The organism is Vibrio paucivorans (genome assembly GCF_054053395.1).
Window position 1 is genome coordinate 2,224,727 of sequence record NZ_CM133230.1, and the last position, 15,667, is coordinate 2,240,393.

Sequence of the window (15,667 nt, forward strand, 5' to 3'; positions counted from 1 at the left end):
TAAAATTATTGTACCAGTGCATCAATACCACGAACGTAATCTGCGATCGCTGGGTTGTTTAAAGCCGCATCGTGCATAGGTTTAACAGCATCCACAAATGGTTGTTTTTCTACCGAAACGAACTTCACATTCATTGATTTCTGAGCCTTGTCGATAGCTTTTTCTGTCATTTCAGACCACACCTCTTTGTGGTACATCATCGACTCATTTGCTGCTTTCTTCAGTGCAGTTTGGTCTTCGGCATCCAACTTGTCCCACACCTTAGAGCTGATAACGAGTACATCTGGAATCATTGTGTGTTCGTCTGCGCTGTACACCTTAGATACTTCGCCATGACGTGAGTTTGTTAACGCAGTTGGATTATTCTCAGCGCCATCTACCACACCTTGCTGCAGCGCAGTATATAGCTCACCATATGCTAGTGGAGTTGGTGACCCGCCCATAAGCTTAATCATCTCTACCGCAGTAGGACTAGGCTGTACACGGATCTTCATGCCTTTTAGATCTGCTGGAGATTTAATCTCCTTATTAGCGTAGAAACTACGTGAGCCTGCATCATAGTACGTTAGACCAACGAAACCTTTGTCGTGTGAAGCTTCAAGAATTTTCTGACCCACGTCACCCGCCATTACACGGTAGTAATGCTCACGGTCACGGAAAATGTAAGGGATATTAAATGCGCCATAAGCAGGTTCAAATGATTCCATTTCACTCGCATTTGACTTCGAGATATCTAGAGCCCCATTTTGTAAAAGCTCCATTGATTCGCGCTGAGTTCCAAGCTGACCATTAGGATAGATTCGGATTTTTACTTCACCGTCCGTGTACTCTTTCACCTTGTCTGCCATGTATTGCATCGATTTGTGTACAGGGTGATTACGGTCTTGGTTATGGCTCAGTTTAAGCGTAGTGGCAGCAGCAGCCGAAAATGTGGTCGTCGCAGCTAGCGTACAGGTAACGAAAGTGGCTAATGCTTTTTTGTTCCAACGCATATTGAGTGTCTCCATTCAGATTTATTCAGTATTCAGTAATTGGATGGTTTTAATATTCGGTTAACCAAAATGTAATAAGCTAACATTTATTTTTTGTTCGAACTCAATTTCACTCATATTTGGTCCACTTTCAACCAATAACTTCCAATTGATTGACCAATGTCGACTTTTTAACGTTCGAATTGGCCGGACCAATTTTAATGTGAGTTCTATCACAAGCATTTTTGTGATCCTATGATTAAATCACACCAACTTTGCTTCTGGGTCGATGTGAGATTACCCAGAAAATTACTAGATTTGGTCAATTAGGAGATTCTATGAATAAGCTCATAGCGATAATGAATAAGGCTCTATCCTTATTTTGCATATCCCTGAGTAGTGTTTTGGTTGTATGTGTCGTATGGCAGGTATTTTCTCGCTACGTCCTGAATGTGCCAAGTACATTTACGGATGAAGTAGCGAGGTTCTTATTTATTTGGGTCGGCCTGATGGGCGCCGCATATACATTGGGCCAAAAGCGTCACTTGGCAATCGACCTATTGGCAATGAAAATTGAGCACGACCATGCAAAACACGAAAAATTAAGGCTAATTATTAACGCTATTAGTATGGTTTTCGCGTCAGTAATCCTTACTTATGGTGGTGGAAAACTGATGTTAAAAACACTATCAACTGGCCAAGTCTCTCCTGCTCTTGGAATTGAAATGGGGCTAGTTTATGGCGCTATTCCATTGAGTGGCCTATTTATGATGATTTATTTGGCTAAAGACATACTGGATAACATCTCTAACTTAAATAACCCAGTTCGCCCTGAATAATACAGAAGGAATATCATTGTGGAATGGCAAGTCATTATTGTTTTATTTGGTAGTTTCTTTCTCTTTTTAGGGTTAGGTGTACCAATCTCTTTTGCGATCGGCATTGCATCGCTTTTAACCATTATGCTTTCGTTGCCTTTTGATGCAGCAATCGCCGTTATTTCTCAAAAAATGGCATCAGGATTAGATAGCTTTGCGCTTCTAGCTATCCCGTTCTTCATCCTAGCGGGTAACATTATGAACCAAGGTGGTATTGCTCTCCGCCTTATTGAATTTGCAAAGGTATTAGGTGGTCGCCTACCGGGCTCACTTGCTCACGTAAACGTTCTAGCAAACATGATGTTTGGTGCAATCTCTGGTTCTGCTGTAGCTTCCGCAGCGGCAGTGGGCGGCACAATGGCACCGCTACAGAAGAAAGAAGGTTACGACGAGTCTTATTCTGCTGCTGTTAACATCACCTCGTGTCCTACCGGTCTTCTGATTCCACCAAGTAACACCTTCATCGTTTACTCGTTGATCTCCGGTGGTACATCAATCGGTGCACTATTCCTTGGTGGTTACATCCCTGGCCTACTGATGGGTCTAAGCCTAATGATCGTAGCTGGCGTGATTGCTAAACGTCGTGGCTACCCTGTTTCACCAAAACCAAGCGGCTCTGAAGTACTAAAGAAAACTTGGGATGCACTGCCAAGCTTGAGCTTAATCGTCGTCATCATGGGAGGTATCATTGGTGGTATCTTCACAGCAACAGAAGCATCGGCAATTGCCGTGGTTTACACCTTGCTACTGGCGGTTGTGTTCTACCGTGAAGTATCTATTAAGCAGCTACCATCAATCATCCTAGAGTCTGTGGTAACCACTTCAATTGTTCTTCTGTTGATTGGTGCATCTATGGGTATGTCTTGGGCAATGGCAAATGCCGATATCCCTTACATGATCAGTGATGCTCTACTGGCGGTATCTGAAAACCCAATCATCATTCTACTGATTATCAACATTATCTTACTGATCGTTGGTATCTTCATGGATATGACACCAGCGCTACTGATTTTCACACCTATCTTCCTGCCAATCGCAATGGACCTAGGTATGGACCCAGTACACTTCGGTATCATGATGACATTCAACCTAGCAATCGGTATCTGTACACCGCCTGTAGGTTCAGCACTGTTCATCGGTTGTTCTGTAGCAAAAGTGAAGATCGACAAAGTTATCAAGCCTCTACTGCCATTCTACGCAGTATTGGTACTGGCGCTGATGCTGGTGACTTTCATCCCACAAATCAGCCTGACACTACCTCAGCTATTCCTAGGCTACTAATCGCCTAGCAGACATAACGTTACCCAAATAAACAAAACAGAAAGCCCTTAGAAATGGGCTCTCTCATTCAACAGGAATGCACCATGAAAAGCCTAAGAAACTGGACTTTCAATCAACAAAACAACAACGAAATCATCCTGAATGTGGATGAGAAGCACGCCCTACATCTATTCGTGCTTGAAACAAATCTAATCCGCGTTCTTATCAAGCGCAAAAACGAACTGCGCCTAGACCGCACTTGGATGATTGCACCTGACGGCCAAGATGTACCTTGGGAAGGTCGCGACCGTATGTCTACAGAAGGTTTCTCTCTTCCTAGCTTCGAGCTAACGCACAACGAAGAGAAACTGGTTGTTGAGACTGAAACACTACGCCTAACGCTCAACCAACCACTTTGGATGGAATGGGAACACAAAGTAAACGGCGAGTGGCTACCACTGACTAAAGACCGTAAAACAGGTGCTTACCAGCTGGGCGTAACAGAGCCAGGCATCAGCCACTTCATGAACCGTGGCGACGATGAGTACTACTACGGTCTTGGTGAGAAAACAGGTAACCTAAACCGTGAAGGTCGCCGCTTTGAAATGCGCAACCTAGATGCAATGGGTTACGACGCAAGCTCAACAGATCCTCTATACAAACACGTTCCATTTTACATCACTAAGACCAACACTGACGAAAGTGCAGCATCTTTTGGTGTGTTCTACGATAACCTTGCAAGCTGTTGGTTCGACCTAGGTAACGAGCTAGATAACTACCACATCAAATACCGTAGCTACCGCGCTGAAGATGGCGATCTAGATCTGTACTTCATGTACGGTGACAGCATTAAGAACGTTACCAAACAATTTGTTCGCCTAACCGGTGGTACAGCATTTGGTCCTAAATGGAGCCTTGGTTACAGCGGCTCTACCATGCAATACACCGACGCGCCAAACTCTCAAGAGCTGCTTGAAGGCTTTGTTGACCAATGTGAAGACAACGGTATCCCTTGTGATTCATTCCAGCTTTCTTCTGGTTACACATCAATTGGTGACCTACGCTACGTGTTCAACTGGAACTACGACAAGGTGCCAAATCCAAATGCGATGGCAGACCACTTCCACAACAACGGCCTGAAACTGGCGGCAAACATTAAGCCGTGTCTACTGCACAGCCACCCACGCTTTGAAGAAGTAAAAGAGAAAGGTCTATTCATCAAAGACTCTGAATACGATCAACCAGAAAACTCAGTATTCTGGGATTCAGACGGCTCACACCTAGACTTCACTAACCCAGACACAGTGAGGTGGTGGCAAGACAACGTTAAAGAGCAACTGCTAGACAAAGGCATCGACTCTACGTGGAACGACAACAACGAATACGAAATTTGGGACAAAGGCGCTCGCTGTTTTGGTTTCGGTAAAGAAATCCCAGTTAGCCTGATTCGCCCTCTACAACCTCTTCTAATGATGCGTGCATCGTACGAAGCGCAAGTAGAATACGCGCCAGAGATTCGTCCTTACCTAATCTCTCGCTCTGGCTGCCCAGGCATGAACCGCTACGTTCAAACTTGGAGTGGTGATAACCGCACTAACTGGACGAGCTTGAAGTACAACATCAAGATGGGTCTTGGTATGAGCTTATCTGGCCTATACAACCTAGGTCACGATGTGGGTGGTTTCTCTGGTGAAAAACCGGATCCAGAGCTGTTTGCACGTTGGGTACAAAACGGTGTAATGAACCCTCGCTTCACTATCCACTCTTGGAATGACGACGGCAGCGTAAACGAACCTTGGATGCACCCAACAGTAACGCCAATCATCCGCGATGCAATGAAGATTCGTTACCAGCTTCTTCCATACATCTACGATTCGTTATACCAAGCGCACGCTCACGACGAGCCAATGCTACGTCCTACGTTCCTAGATCATGAGCACGATGAAAACACATTCGTTGAGAATAATGACTACCTACTAGGTAAAGACCTACTGGTTGCATCAGTGGTTGAAGAAGGCCAGCGTGAACGTGAAGTTTACCTACCAAACAACCAAAACGGTTGGTACGACTACTACACAGGCCAATGGTACAGCGCAGGCAGCACAGTAACACTTGATGCTCCACTTGAGCGAACTCCACTTCTTGCTCGTGCGGGTTCTATCATCCCTACAAGTGAGCGTATTGCGAATGCAGATGCGAAAAAAGATAACCGTCGTGGGCTGAACATCTACCCAATTCAAGGTGTCGGCAGCAGCACGTGCAGCCTATTCGATGATGATGGCGAAACGAATGGTTACCAATCTGGCGAGTACATCACGCTAGACATCGAAATGACATGTGACAACAGCAAGATTGAGCTAAGCATCACTCGCGCGGGTGAGTTCAAACCCGCTTACGATGCACTGACGCTAAACCTACCTCAAGGTGAAACTCGTCAACTAATCATCAACGGTGAAACATACCAAAACGGTACTGCTTTCCCTCTAACAGCAGCGAAATAAGGGACTGATTCATGACAAACATTAGCAATCAAACACTTAACGAATCTGTAAGCCAACCAACTTACGATCGTTCAAAGCTAAAATCTCGAATCGTTCACCTAGGGTTTGGCGCGTTCCATCGCGCCCACCAAGGTCTTTTTACTGATGAAGTTGCACGTAAATCAGAGAGTGACTGGGGTATTTGTGAAGTAAACCTATTCGGCGGTGAAGACCTAATCAAGTCACTGCGCGAGCAAAACCACCTATACACAGTTGCTGAAAAGGGTGCTGAGTCGACAGATGTAAAGGTGATTGGTTCAGTCAATGAATCTCTACACCCAAGCTTTGACGGCATTGAGGCTGTGATCGAAAAGATGGCAGAGCCACAAGTCGCTATCGTTTCAATGACTATCACAGAAAAAGGCTACTGCGCAGACCCAGCAACGGGCCTGTTAGATAAGAACAACCCACTGGTTATTGCAGATTTAGAGAACCCAACTCAGCCAAAATCCGCTCTGGGTTACATTGTTCAAGCGCTTAAGATTCGCCGTGAGCGTGGTCTAACGCCATTCACTGTGATGTCTTGCGACAACGTTCAAGAGAACGGTCACGTAGCAAAATCGGCGATTCTTGAATTTGCCAAATTGTTAGATGCAGAGCTAGGCACATGGATTGAAGCTAATGTGACGTTCCCATGTACTATGGTTGACCGCATTGTTCCAGCTGCAACAGAAGAAACACTGAACGAAATCACCGAGCTGCTTGGCGTTCAAGATCCATGTGGAATCGCATGTGAACCCTTCCGTCAGTGGGTAATTGAAGACAACTTCGTTGCCGGTCGCCCTGATTGGAACATCGCGGGCGCAGAATTTGTTGCTGACGTAGTGCCGTACGAAGAGATGAAACTTCGCATGCTAAACGGTAGCCACTCTTTCCTTGCTTACCTTGGTTACCTTGGTGGTTACGCGCACATCTCAGACACAATGACTGACGAAGGCTACCGCACAGCAGCATTCGACATGATGATGAAGGCTCAAGCGCCATCTCTTAGCATGCCAGAAGGTACAGACCTTGAAGGCTACGCGAAGCTTCTGATCGACCGCTTCACGAACCCAAACCTGAAACACAAAACATGGCAAATCGCGATGGATGGCAGCCAGAAGATCCCTCAGCGTATGGGCGGCAGCTTACGTTTCCACCTAGAGCAGGGCTCTGACTTCAAATGGCTTGCAGCAGGCATTGCAGGTTGGATGCGTTACGTATCAGCCATTGATGAGCAAGATAACGAGATTGATGTTCGTGACCCAATGGCAGAGCAATTAAAAGCAGTATGTGATGAGCACGGTCAGAACGTACCCGTTGTTCCTGCACTACTGGCTATCGAAGCGATATTTGCTCCAGAGATTGGTCAAAACCCACAAGTTATCGATGCAGTAAGCTCTGCGTACCAATCTCTAGTCGAGAAAGGTGCTCGCGCTACCGTTGCAGCACTTTAAGAGGAAAAAGACATGAAAAACTTTCTATGTGATGACTTCCTACTAAGTAATGAGACGGCTCGCCGTCTCTACCATGAGCATGCAGCAGACAAGCCGATTTTTGACTACCACTGCCACCTAAATCCAGCAGAGGTTGCACAAGACCGTAAATTTGAAAACATGAGCCAAATCTGGCTTGAAGGCGATCACTACAAGTGGCGTGGCATGCGATCTGCGGGTATTGAAGAGCGCCTAATTACTGGCGATGCAAGTGAATACGAGAAGTTCCAAGCGTGGGCGAAAACCGTTCCAATGACACTGGGCAACCCTCTATTCCACTGGACGCACCTTGAGTTACGTCGTCCTTTTGGCATCACTAACAAACTGCTTAGCCCAGAAACGGCTGATAGCATCTGGCATGAGTGTAATGAACTTCTTCAAACTCCAGAGTTTTCTGCTCGTGGCATTATGAAGCAAATGAATGTGGTAATGGCGGGTACAACCGACGACCCTATCGATACTCTAGAACATCACGCTGCGATTGCGGCAGATGATAACTTTGAAGCGGAAGTGCTACCAAGCTGGCGTCCAGACAAAGCGTTCAAGATTGAACTGGATGGCTTTGCTGATTACATGACGCTACTGGGTCAAGCAGCGGATATTGAGATTACTAACTTTGATTCCCTGCTTCACGCTCTAGACAAGCGCCTTGCGCACTTTGATGCTCATGGCTGTCGTGCAGCTGACCACGGTATCGAAGTGGTTCGCTACGCAGAAGTACCATCAGAACAAGCTCTGGATAGCCTAATCACTCGCCGCCTAAATGGTGAGGTGCTCTCAGAAACAGAATGTGCGCAATTCTCTACAGCAGTTCAAGTATGGCTTGGTAAACGCTACGCGAAACTGGGTTGGGTTATGCAGTTACACATTGGTGCGCAGCGTAATAACAACACTCGCATGTTCAAACTACTTGGTGCAGACGCAGGTTTCGATTCAATCAGCGACCGTACATTTGCATTCGAACTAGCTCATATTCTTGATGACATGGACAAGACAAACGAGCTACCAAAGACCATTCTTTACTGCCTAAACCCTCGTGACAACGAGATGATGGCAACCATGATTGGTAACTTCCAAGGTGGTGGTATCGCAGGCAAGATTCAGTTTGGTTCAGGTTGGTGGTTCAACGACCAAAAAGACGGTATGCAACGCCAAATGGAGCAACTGTCTCAGCTAGGTCTACTAACCCAATTCGTGGGTATGCTGACAGACTCGCGCAGCTTCCTATCGTACACCCGCCACGAGTACTTCCGTCGCATCCTGTGTGACATGATTGGTTGCTGGGCTGAAAACGGTGAAGTGCCAAATGATATGTCGCTGCTTGGCCCAATGGTTGAAGATATCTGCTTCAACAACGCTAAGCGCTACTTTGCGTAAGAGCAGACTATGAAGAATATCGCAATAATTGGAGAGTGCATGATTGAGCTGAACGGTAAACCGTTCGGCGCAATGCACCAAACCTTTGGTGGAGATACGCTAAATGCCGCGGTTTACCTAAGCCGTGGCTGCGAACTCAATACCAAAAAACAGCCTATCACAGTCTCTTACGTCTCTGCGATGGGGACTGACCCGCTAAGTGAGGGCATGCTTGCTCGCTGGCAGCAGGAAGGTATTAATACCGACCTCGTGTTGCGTGATAAGGTTCGTACACCTGGCCTATATCTAATCCAGTTAGATGATCAAGGTGAGCGAACCTTCTTGTACTGGCGTAACCAATCGCCAGCTCGCTACCTGCTGCAACATCCTGATTTTAACCGTATCGAAAAATCGCTAGCCGAAATGGATATTGTGTTTGTCAGCGGCATCAGCTTAGCCATCTTGCCCGAAGAAGATCGCGGCAAGCTGCTTAATCTACTCGCTAGCCTTCGTCGTCAAGGGATTGAAGTCTCATTTGATAGTAACTACCGTCCCGCCCTATGGCCAAACGATGGGCTTAAGACTATAAAAGAGAACTACCAAGCGATGTATCAGGCAACAGATCTAGCGCTAGTCACATTTGATGACGAGCAGCTCATCTGGGGCGATAAAACACCTCTCGATACGTTGAGTCGTTTACATCAGCTTGGCGTTACCAAGATTGTCGTCAAGCTTGGCGAACAAGGCTGTCTGGTTGGTGATACCACGACTAATAGTCACTACGCGGTGCCAACCACTCCGGTCGAAACTGTCATTGATACCACATCAGCAGGTGACTCATTTAACGGCGGCTTCCTATCTAGCTACCTAGCAGGGGGCTCTTTAGAACAATCATGTCAACGCGGTAATGCTCTTGCCGGCGTTGTGATCCAACACCGTGGCGCAATCATCCCAAAATCCGCCACCGACGTTGTGACTCAAAAACAGAACTAATTACCAAGGATTTATCATGTCTACAATTAATGAACAGCTAAAAGCACTTAAAGTTATTCCTGTAATCGCTATCGACAATGCGCAAGACATCATCCCTCTAGGCAAGGTGTTGGCTGAAAACGGCCTTCCAGCAGCAGAAATTACCTTCCGCTCTGACGCAGCCGTTGAAGCGATTCGCCTTCTTCGCGCAGCACAGCCAGACATGCTCATCGGCGCAGGTACGGTTCTCAACAAAGAACAAGCTATCGCCGCGAAAGATGCAGGTGCGACCTTCATAGTGTCCCCGGGCTTTAACCCAAATACAGTGAAAGCGTGTCAAGAAATCGGTATCGATATTGTTCCTGGCGTTAATAACCCGAGCACAATCGAAGCTGCACTGGAAATGGGGTTAACCACACTTAAATTCTTCCCAGCAGAAGCTTCTGGCGGCGTTAATATGGTAAAAGCACTGCTTGCTCCTTACGGTGATGTACACATAATGCCGACAGGTGGTGTAAACCCGAAAAACATCAAAGACTACCTAGCCGTGCCGCGTGTTCTTGCCTGTGGTGGCACATGGATGGTTGATAAAAAGCTAGTTGAAGCAGGTGAATGGGAAGAGCTTGCACGCCTAACTCGTGAAGCGGTAGAGTTAGTTAACTCTTAAGCAGAGACACCCTGATAAATCCTCTCCCTCTTGGAGAGGATTTTTGTATTAGCACACTCAAAAGGTCTGTTATGAATATCCTTTTTCTTCACACTCTCGACAGCAATACTGAGCTTTTCAAGCCGTTGGCTGAAGCTAAATTTCCACAGCACCATATCACTCACGATGTGCAAGAAACCTTTCTTACCGATATTCGTACCCACGGTCAGAACACACAAACCACTCAAGCAATACACGCTTATCTCGAAAACCAACTCAATAACGGTATCGATTACATTGTGTGTACCTGTTCAACACTTGGTCCTGTGGTGGATAGCTTTCCCAATGAGCAAGTTTTTCGAATCGATAAACCAATGGCGCAACTTAGCGCCCAATACACATCATGCTTAGTCGCCGTCACTCTAGAGAGCACCATCGAGCCCACTCGTGAGCTACTAGAGTCGCAAGCATCGGAAGCTCACTTTGAATTCCTACTAGTTGCAGGCGCATGGGATCTCTATGCAAGCCAACGACTCAATGCCTTCAATCAATGCATTGCTGACTGCGTTTCTCAACCATTGCAGCAAGAAAACACATATCAAGCCGTCGTTCTTGCCCAAGCCTCAATGACGGATGCCGCTCCACTCATTGTGAGTGAGTTGCCCGTTTTAACCAGCCCTGATACTTGCTTAGCGTATCTAGCTGAACGCTTGAACTAACCTCAAACCAAAAGGTCGATGAGATGATCGCTGCACAAATTGTTGGCGGGATAGCCTTTCTCTGTGGTGTACTCGCCTTTCTACAAAAAGAAGACCTAAAGTTTCGTTACGGTATGGTAGGGTTTTGTTTCATCATGGCGATACACTTCTTTATGATGGATGCAATGGTCGCAGCGATTGGGGTGAGCATTAACGGTATTCGTGCTTTTGTTTCGATAAAAACACAATCGCGTTGGGCTATGTGGATATTCATCAGCTTATTGATTGCAATGACGGTTCCACAGCTAAGCGCTCCTATAGAAGCGCTCACCATCATCGGTTCAGCGGCAGGTACTTGGGCTCTGTTCTCGTTAAAGGGAATTAAAATGCGCAGCGTGATCTTGTTTAACTCTTGCTGCTGGTTCACACACAATTTATGGCTAGGCTCCATCGGGGGGAGTTTGGTTGAGGGAACATTCATCATCACCAACTTGATGACGATTTATCGGATGTGCTTAAACCTCAAAGGTAAAGAGTAAAATGCTTGCGCTCAGAGCTCCAGTATCGGTTTCATTCAATTATTGCTCAGCTAACAATTGTCCATAAAAACCTAGCTTGTGACAAAGGTTAGCTTGAAGCTCCGTGGGCGAAACCCTTCAAATTAATTCAACTTAGACACTGTTATTATTTTATCCAAATGCAGTGGCACTAGTTCAGCCTTATCAAGTAACTTCTACTCATTTTGGTGATAAGATATAGCGACACCCATTATAGCTTTTCAGTCACCCTTCCGGCCCAATCTAAGATTGATTCCGTCGGAATCCCAGTCGGGTGCCCCTCTACTGATTTAGGGTGAGAAATGCCAATGTGCTTTTGGAAGCCAAACATGGCATCCATTTCTTGTGTTGGCCATCCCAGAGACTTTGTCACTACGCCTTTTTTGATTCGAGAAAACTGCTCTTTCCAATTGCGAGTATCAATCTGCCGTATACATGTCAGCGGACAATAATGTTTGATCGGTTTTGCACTTAAAACTGGTAGAGCTGGCCGTTTTTTAAGCTAAAGTTTGATCGTTTTTCAGAGATTACCATTTTCAAAGAGCCAAAAAAGTACAATAAAGATTGATCGCTTTTAAGCTCATTTTTGGACAAAAGTGAGTTTAGGAAAATTGAATATTAGCAATTAATGAATAACTACAGGTATGGCAAATCGCTTGATTTAATGGCCAGCATTGCTGATGCTGCTAGCTTAACAATCAGAGGTGTTATGACAACGACGTCGCTTATCAGTCGCTGTCAACCGCATTTGCTCTTTTCAGCTTGTTCAACTATCACTCTCGCATCAATCCAAAATGTGAATAAGGCTCGGTTGTTCAGGGAAATATTATAATGACATCAATAAGGGGCTTTAGCATAAAACCATGGTAAACAGGAGGACATCTTTGGTTTGGTCATAGATTTCTAACATTAATTCACTAGATTTCTGCAACAAAGCCCCGAATATCACTAAAGCATAGTTAAAAAGCTTACAGAGGATACAGAGACAAAACCTGCAAACGCGTAACATGCGATTTTACCGACCACTCCTGTGTGGAATTTAAGGTCGTGCATACCATGATGGACACGGTGCATTGCATGCCACATTGGTAGTGCTAGTGTGCCAATGATAAATAGCGCACCAATGATGCTAGTTGCAAACTCAGACACGCGCTCGTAGCTCAGAGCTTCTGCGTTAATTACGCCTAGTGGTGCTAGTACGCCAAGCACTAGGATAGTAATTGGTGTGATCATCGCAAACCAAGTGCCGCCAGCGCCAAATAGGCCCCACCAGATTGGCTCATCAGAACGTTTTGGAGCTCTATCAACAGAGTAATTTGGTTTCATCGTTAACGCTCCTTACACCACGACTAAGACGATTAGTGAAATAAATGCCACTGCAGCCCATTGTGTTAGTACAATAATCTTTTTATCTACTGGCTTACCTTTTAAACGGATCGGCATAACCTGCGGCATCATGCTAAAGAAAGTCTGAGCATGAAGTAGGCTACCAGCAAGTGCCACGATGTTAATCGCGATGATCACTGGGTTCGCCATGAAGTCTAGCCAGGTTTGCCACGCTTCAGGTCCTTTCACTAGTGAGCCTAAGCCGAATGTTAGGAACAGTGTGAATAGGATCAATGGGAGTACCGTTGCTTCACGCAGCATGTAGAAGCGGTAGAAAGGATGGTTCTTCCACCAAGTGCGTTTTACTTCACGAACGTAAGGTTTACGGTTGCTCATCCTTATGCCTCCACTTTTTTCGGTGAACCATCAGGTTTCAACATAGCAATTACGAAGTCCATAGAAGACTCTACTTTGCCTTGGTTTACTGCCGCTGCAGGATCTACGCTCTTCGGACAAACTTCAGAACAGTAACCTACGAACGTACAACCCCAAGCGCCGTTTTCACCGTTGATCAGCTTCATGCGCTCATCTTTACCGTTGTCACGGCTGTCTAGGTTGTAACGGTGTGCCAGAGTTAGAGCAGCAGGACCGATGAACTCAGGGTTCAAACCAAACTGAGGACATGCTGCGTAGCAAAGACCACAGTTGATACAGCCAGCAAACTGCTTGTATTTCGCCATTTGCTCAGGCGTTTGCAGGTTTGTACCGTCTTCTGGTTTGCGGTCGTTACCAATGATGTAAGGTTTGATAGCTTCTAGGCGCTCGATGAACGGCGTCATGTCCACGATCAAGTCTTTCTCGATTGGGAAGTTTGCTAGTGGCTCGATAGTCACACCATTCGGGTAGTCACGTAGGAAGCTCTTACAAGCTAGCTTAGGCACGTTGTTTACCATGATGCCGCAAGAACCACAGATCGCCATACGACAAGACCAGCGGTAAGACAGATCTTTGTCTAGGTGATCTTTGATGTAACCAAGCGCATCAAGCACAGACATGGTTTCATCAAAAGGTACTTCGAACGTTTGAGTATATGGTTCTGCGTCCTTCTCTGGGTCGTAACGCAGAATGTCGACTTTTTGAATGCGGTTTGATGACATTATGCTTGCTCCTCTGCCTTCTTCGCTTCTGCTTCAGCGGCTTTTTCAGCTGCTGCTGCTTTCTCTGCTGCTTCACCGTATAGACGGGCTTTAGGCTGAGACTTAGTGATCTTCACGTTGCTGTAGTCGATGCTTGGTGCAGCATCTTCTTGGAAGAAAGCGAGTGAGTGTTTTAGGAAGTTCACGTCATCACGCTCTGTGCAATCGTCGTCTAGACGTTGGTGGGCACCACGAGATTCTTTACGTAGGATTGCAGAGTGAACCATCGCTTCTGCGACTTCTAGGCCGTAACCCACTTCGATAGCGTAGAGAAGGTCAGTGTTGAACACTTTGCCTTTGTCTTTGATGCTGATTTTCTTGTAACGAGCTTTCAGCTCAGTGATCTTTTCAATCGTTGCTTGCATCAAATCTTCTTGGCGGTAGATACCACAACCCGCTTCCATGGTGTGACCCATTTCAGTACGGATATCTGCCCAGTTTTCTTCGCCTTCTTGGTTCATTAGAGCAGCAATGCGATCTTCAACTGCTTTCACCTGAGTCGCGATAGACTCTTCGTTCCAGCCTTTGAATTCTGCCGCGCGTTTCACCGCTTGTTCACCCGCAACGCGACCAAATACTACGAACTCAGCCAGTGAGTTAGAGCCTAGACGGTTTGCACCGTGAAGACCAACAGACGCACATTCGCCAACCGCGAATAGACCTTTAATGCGAGTTTCACATTCGCCGTTGGTTTCAATACCACCCATGGTGTAGTGAACCGTTGGACGAATTGGAATTGGCTCTTTTGCAGGGTCAACGTTCACGTAAGCTTTCGCTAGCTCACAAATGAACGGTAGACGCTCTTGTAGATACTCTTCACCTAGGTGGCGAAGATCTAGATGCACCACATCACCAAGAGGGTGTTTAATAGTGTTGCCTTTCTGTTGTTCGTGCCAGAAAGCTTGAGAAACTTTGTCACGTGGACCAAGTTCCATGTATTTGTTCTTAGGCTGACCCACTGGAGTTTCAGGGCCCATGCCGTAGTCTTGTAGGTAACGGTAGCCGTCTTTATTGACGATGATACCGCCTTCACCACGACAACCTTCCGTCATCAGGATACCCGTGCCAGGAAGACCTGTTGGGTGGTACTGAACGAATTCCATATCACGTAGAGGAACGCCGTGACGGTAAGCCATCGCCATGCCGTCGCCCGTTACGATACCGCCGTTGGTGTTACAGTGGTAAACGCGACCTGCGCCACCTGTTGCTAGTACGACAGACTTCGCTTTAATCGTAACCAGTTCACCTTCAGACATGTGGATTGCAATCAGACCTTGTACTTCACCTTCATCAACAAGCAAGTCGACAACAAAGTACTCATCAAAGCGCTTGATTTTGTCGTACTTCATCGACGTCTGGAATAGCGTGTGAAGCATGTGGAAGCCAGTTTTATCTGCAGCGAACCAAGTACGTTCAACCTTCATACCACCAAAGCGGCGTACGTTGACTTCACCGTTCTCTTTACGACTCCATGGGCAACCCCATTGCTCCATTTGGATCATTTCGCGAGTCGCGTTCTCTACAAAGTATTCAACAACGTCCTGTTCACATAGCCAGTCACCACCGCCAACAGTGTCGTTGAAGTGGTTGTCTAAGCTATCTTCATCCTTGATAACTGCTGCTGAGCCACCTTCTGCAGCAACCGTATGGGAGCGCATTGGGTAAACTTTAGAAATAAGCGCTACTTCTAAGTCCGGGTTTGCTTCAGCCGCTGCAATAGCAGTACGAAGACCAGCGCCGCCTGCGCCGATGACTGCGATATCTGTTTTTAATACTTTCATATTATACCTAT

15 protein-coding genes are annotated in these 15,667 nt (G+C 46.3%); 9 read left to right on the forward strand and 6 right to left on the reverse strand.

From position 1 onward, the window contains the following. Positions 1–5: 5 nt before the first annotated feature. Entirely contained in the window at positions 6–992 is a 987-nt protein-coding gene (locus ACXABW_RS10095; protein WP_457522525.1) for a TRAP transporter substrate-binding protein, read from the reverse strand. Positions 993–1,309: 317 nt separating this feature from the next. Here ACXABW_RS10095 and ACXABW_RS10100 point away from each other — a divergent pair, with 317 nt between their 5' ends. From ACXABW_RS10100 to ACXABW_RS10140, 9 genes are all read left to right on the forward strand, one after another. After that, the gene (locus ACXABW_RS10100; RefSeq protein WP_457522527.1) at positions 1,310–1,810 is read left to right on the forward strand and encodes a TRAP transporter small permease; all 501 of its coding nucleotides are present in this window, start codon (positions 1,310–1,312) and stop codon (positions 1,808–1,810) included. Between the two features lie 18 nt (positions 1,811–1,828). Further along, positions 1,829–3,130: a TRAP transporter large permease gene (locus tag ACXABW_RS10105; RefSeq protein WP_457522528.1), complete on the forward strand. Its 1,302-nt coding sequence runs from the start codon at positions 1,829–1,831 to the stop codon at positions 3,128–3,130. Positions 3,131–3,213: 83 nt separating this feature from the next. Then, the gene (locus ACXABW_RS10110; RefSeq protein ID WP_457522529.1) at positions 3,214–5,610 is read left to right on the forward strand and encodes a TIM-barrel domain-containing protein; all 2,397 of its coding nucleotides are present in this window, start codon (positions 3,214–3,216) and stop codon (positions 5,608–5,610) included. 11 nt (positions 5,611–5,621) lie between these two features. Beyond that, positions 5,622–7,085 (forward strand): fructuronate reductase, encoded by a 1,464-nt coding sequence (locus ACXABW_RS10115; protein ID WP_457522530.1) that lies wholly within the window; start codon positions 5,622–5,624, stop codon positions 7,083–7,085. Positions 7,086–7,097: 12 nt separating this feature from the next. Continuing rightward, complete coding sequence (gene uxaC, locus ACXABW_RS10120) at positions 7,098–8,501, forward strand: glucuronate isomerase (RefSeq protein ID WP_457522532.1); 1,404 nt, start codon at positions 7,098–7,100, stop codon at positions 8,499–8,501. A 9-nt stretch (positions 8,502–8,510) separates the two neighbouring features. Then, on the forward strand, positions 8,511–9,473 hold the full coding sequence (locus ACXABW_RS10125) for a sugar kinase (RefSeq protein WP_457522534.1): 963 nt from the start codon (positions 8,511–8,513) through the stop codon (positions 9,471–9,473). Positions 9,474–9,489: 16 nt separating this feature from the next. After that, positions 9,490–10,119 carry a bifunctional 4-hydroxy-2-oxoglutarate aldolase/2-dehydro-3-deoxy-phosphogluconate aldolase gene (locus ACXABW_RS10130; RefSeq protein ID WP_457522536.1) on the forward strand — a complete coding sequence of 210 codons (630 nt, stop codon included), beginning with the start codon at positions 9,490–9,492 and terminating at the stop codon, positions 10,117–10,119. 71 nt (positions 10,120–10,190) lie between these two features. Beyond that, positions 10,191–10,817, forward strand: coding sequence for a hypothetical protein (locus ACXABW_RS10135; RefSeq protein WP_457522537.1), 627 nt, complete (start codon positions 10,191–10,193; stop codon positions 10,815–10,817). Positions 10,818–10,840: 23 nt separating this feature from the next. Then, the gene (locus ACXABW_RS10140) at positions 10,841–11,335 is read left to right on the forward strand and encodes a YgjV family protein (RefSeq protein WP_457522539.1); all 495 of its coding nucleotides are present in this window, start codon (positions 10,841–10,843) and stop codon (positions 11,333–11,335) included. Between the two features lie 229 nt (positions 11,336–11,564). Here ACXABW_RS10140 and ACXABW_RS10145 read toward each other — a convergent pair whose 3' ends face one another. The 5 genes from ACXABW_RS10145 to frdA all read right to left on the reverse strand — a co-directional run bounded on the left by ACXABW_RS10145 (position 11,565) and on the right by frdA (position 15,656). Then, a complete protein-coding gene (locus ACXABW_RS10145; protein ID WP_457522541.1) occupies positions 11,565–11,726 on the reverse strand; it encodes a Tn7-like element transposition protein TnsE in 162 nt (53 codons plus the stop codon). A gap of 575 nt (positions 11,727–12,301) precedes the next feature. Continuing rightward, positions 12,302–12,679 (reverse strand): fumarate reductase subunit FrdD, encoded by a 378-nt coding sequence (frdD, locus tag ACXABW_RS10150; RefSeq protein ID WP_457522543.1) that lies wholly within the window; start codon positions 12,677–12,679, stop codon positions 12,302–12,304. 12 nt (positions 12,680–12,691) lie between these two features. After that, a complete protein-coding gene (frdC, locus tag ACXABW_RS10155; protein WP_457522544.1) occupies positions 12,692–13,075 on the reverse strand; it encodes a fumarate reductase subunit FrdC in 384 nt (127 codons plus the stop codon). Between the two features lie 2 nt (positions 13,076–13,077). After that, positions 13,078–13,836, reverse strand: a complete 759-nt coding sequence (locus ACXABW_RS10160; protein WP_005425032.1) for a succinate dehydrogenase/fumarate reductase iron-sulfur subunit — start codon at positions 13,834–13,836, stop codon at positions 13,078–13,080. Further along, the gene (gene frdA, locus ACXABW_RS10165) at positions 13,836–15,656 is read right to left on the reverse strand and encodes a fumarate reductase (quinol) flavoprotein subunit (protein ID WP_457522546.1); all 1,821 of its coding nucleotides are present in this window, start codon (positions 15,654–15,656) and stop codon (positions 13,836–13,838) included. The genes ACXABW_RS10160 and frdA overlap by 1 nt, the downstream gene beginning before the upstream one ends. Between the last annotated feature and the right edge of the window lie 11 nt (positions 15,657–15,667).

Excerpts from the sequence above, each read along its gene's own strand:
- ACXABW_RS10095 (WP_457522525.1), bottom strand. The coding sequence starts at position 992 with ATGCGTTGGAACAAAAAAGCATTAGCCACTTTCGTTACCTGTACGCTA.
- ACXABW_RS10100 (WP_457522527.1), top strand. The coding sequence starts at position 1,310 with ATGAATAAGCTCATAGCGATAATGAATAAGGCTCTATCCTTATTTTGC.
- ACXABW_RS10110 (WP_457522529.1), top strand. The coding sequence starts at position 3,214 with ATGAAAAGCCTAAGAAACTGGACTTTCAATCAACAAAACAACAACGAA.
- ACXABW_RS10115 (WP_457522530.1), top strand. The coding sequence starts at position 5,622 with ATGACAAACATTAGCAATCAAACACTTAACGAATCTGTAAGCCAACCA.
- uxaC (WP_457522532.1), top strand. The coding sequence starts at position 7,098 with ATGAAAAACTTTCTATGTGATGACTTCCTACTAAGTAATGAGACGGCT.
- ACXABW_RS10125 (WP_457522534.1), top strand. The coding sequence starts at position 8,511 with ATGAAGAATATCGCAATAATTGGAGAGTGCATGATTGAGCTGAACGGT.
- ACXABW_RS10130 (WP_457522536.1), top strand. The coding sequence starts at position 9,490 with ATGTCTACAATTAATGAACAGCTAAAAGCACTTAAAGTTATTCCTGTA.
- ACXABW_RS10135 (WP_457522537.1), top strand. The coding sequence starts at position 10,191 with ATGAATATCCTTTTTCTTCACACTCTCGACAGCAATACTGAGCTTTTC.
- ACXABW_RS10140 (WP_457522539.1), top strand. The coding sequence starts at position 10,841 with ATGATCGCTGCACAAATTGTTGGCGGGATAGCCTTTCTCTGTGGTGTA.
- frdD (WP_457522543.1), bottom strand. The coding sequence starts at position 12,679 with ATGAAACCAAATTACTCTGTTGATAGAGCTCCAAAACGTTCTGATGAG.
- frdC (WP_457522544.1), bottom strand. The coding sequence starts at position 13,075 with ATGAGCAACCGTAAACCTTACGTTCGTGAAGTAAAACGCACTTGGTGG.
- ACXABW_RS10160 (WP_005425032.1), bottom strand. The coding sequence starts at position 13,836 with ATGTCATCAAACCGCATTCAAAAAGTCGACATTCTGCGTTACGACCCA.
- frdA (WP_457522546.1), bottom strand. The coding sequence starts at position 15,656 with ATGAAAGTATTAAAAACAGATATCGCAGTCATCGGCGCAGGCGGCGCT.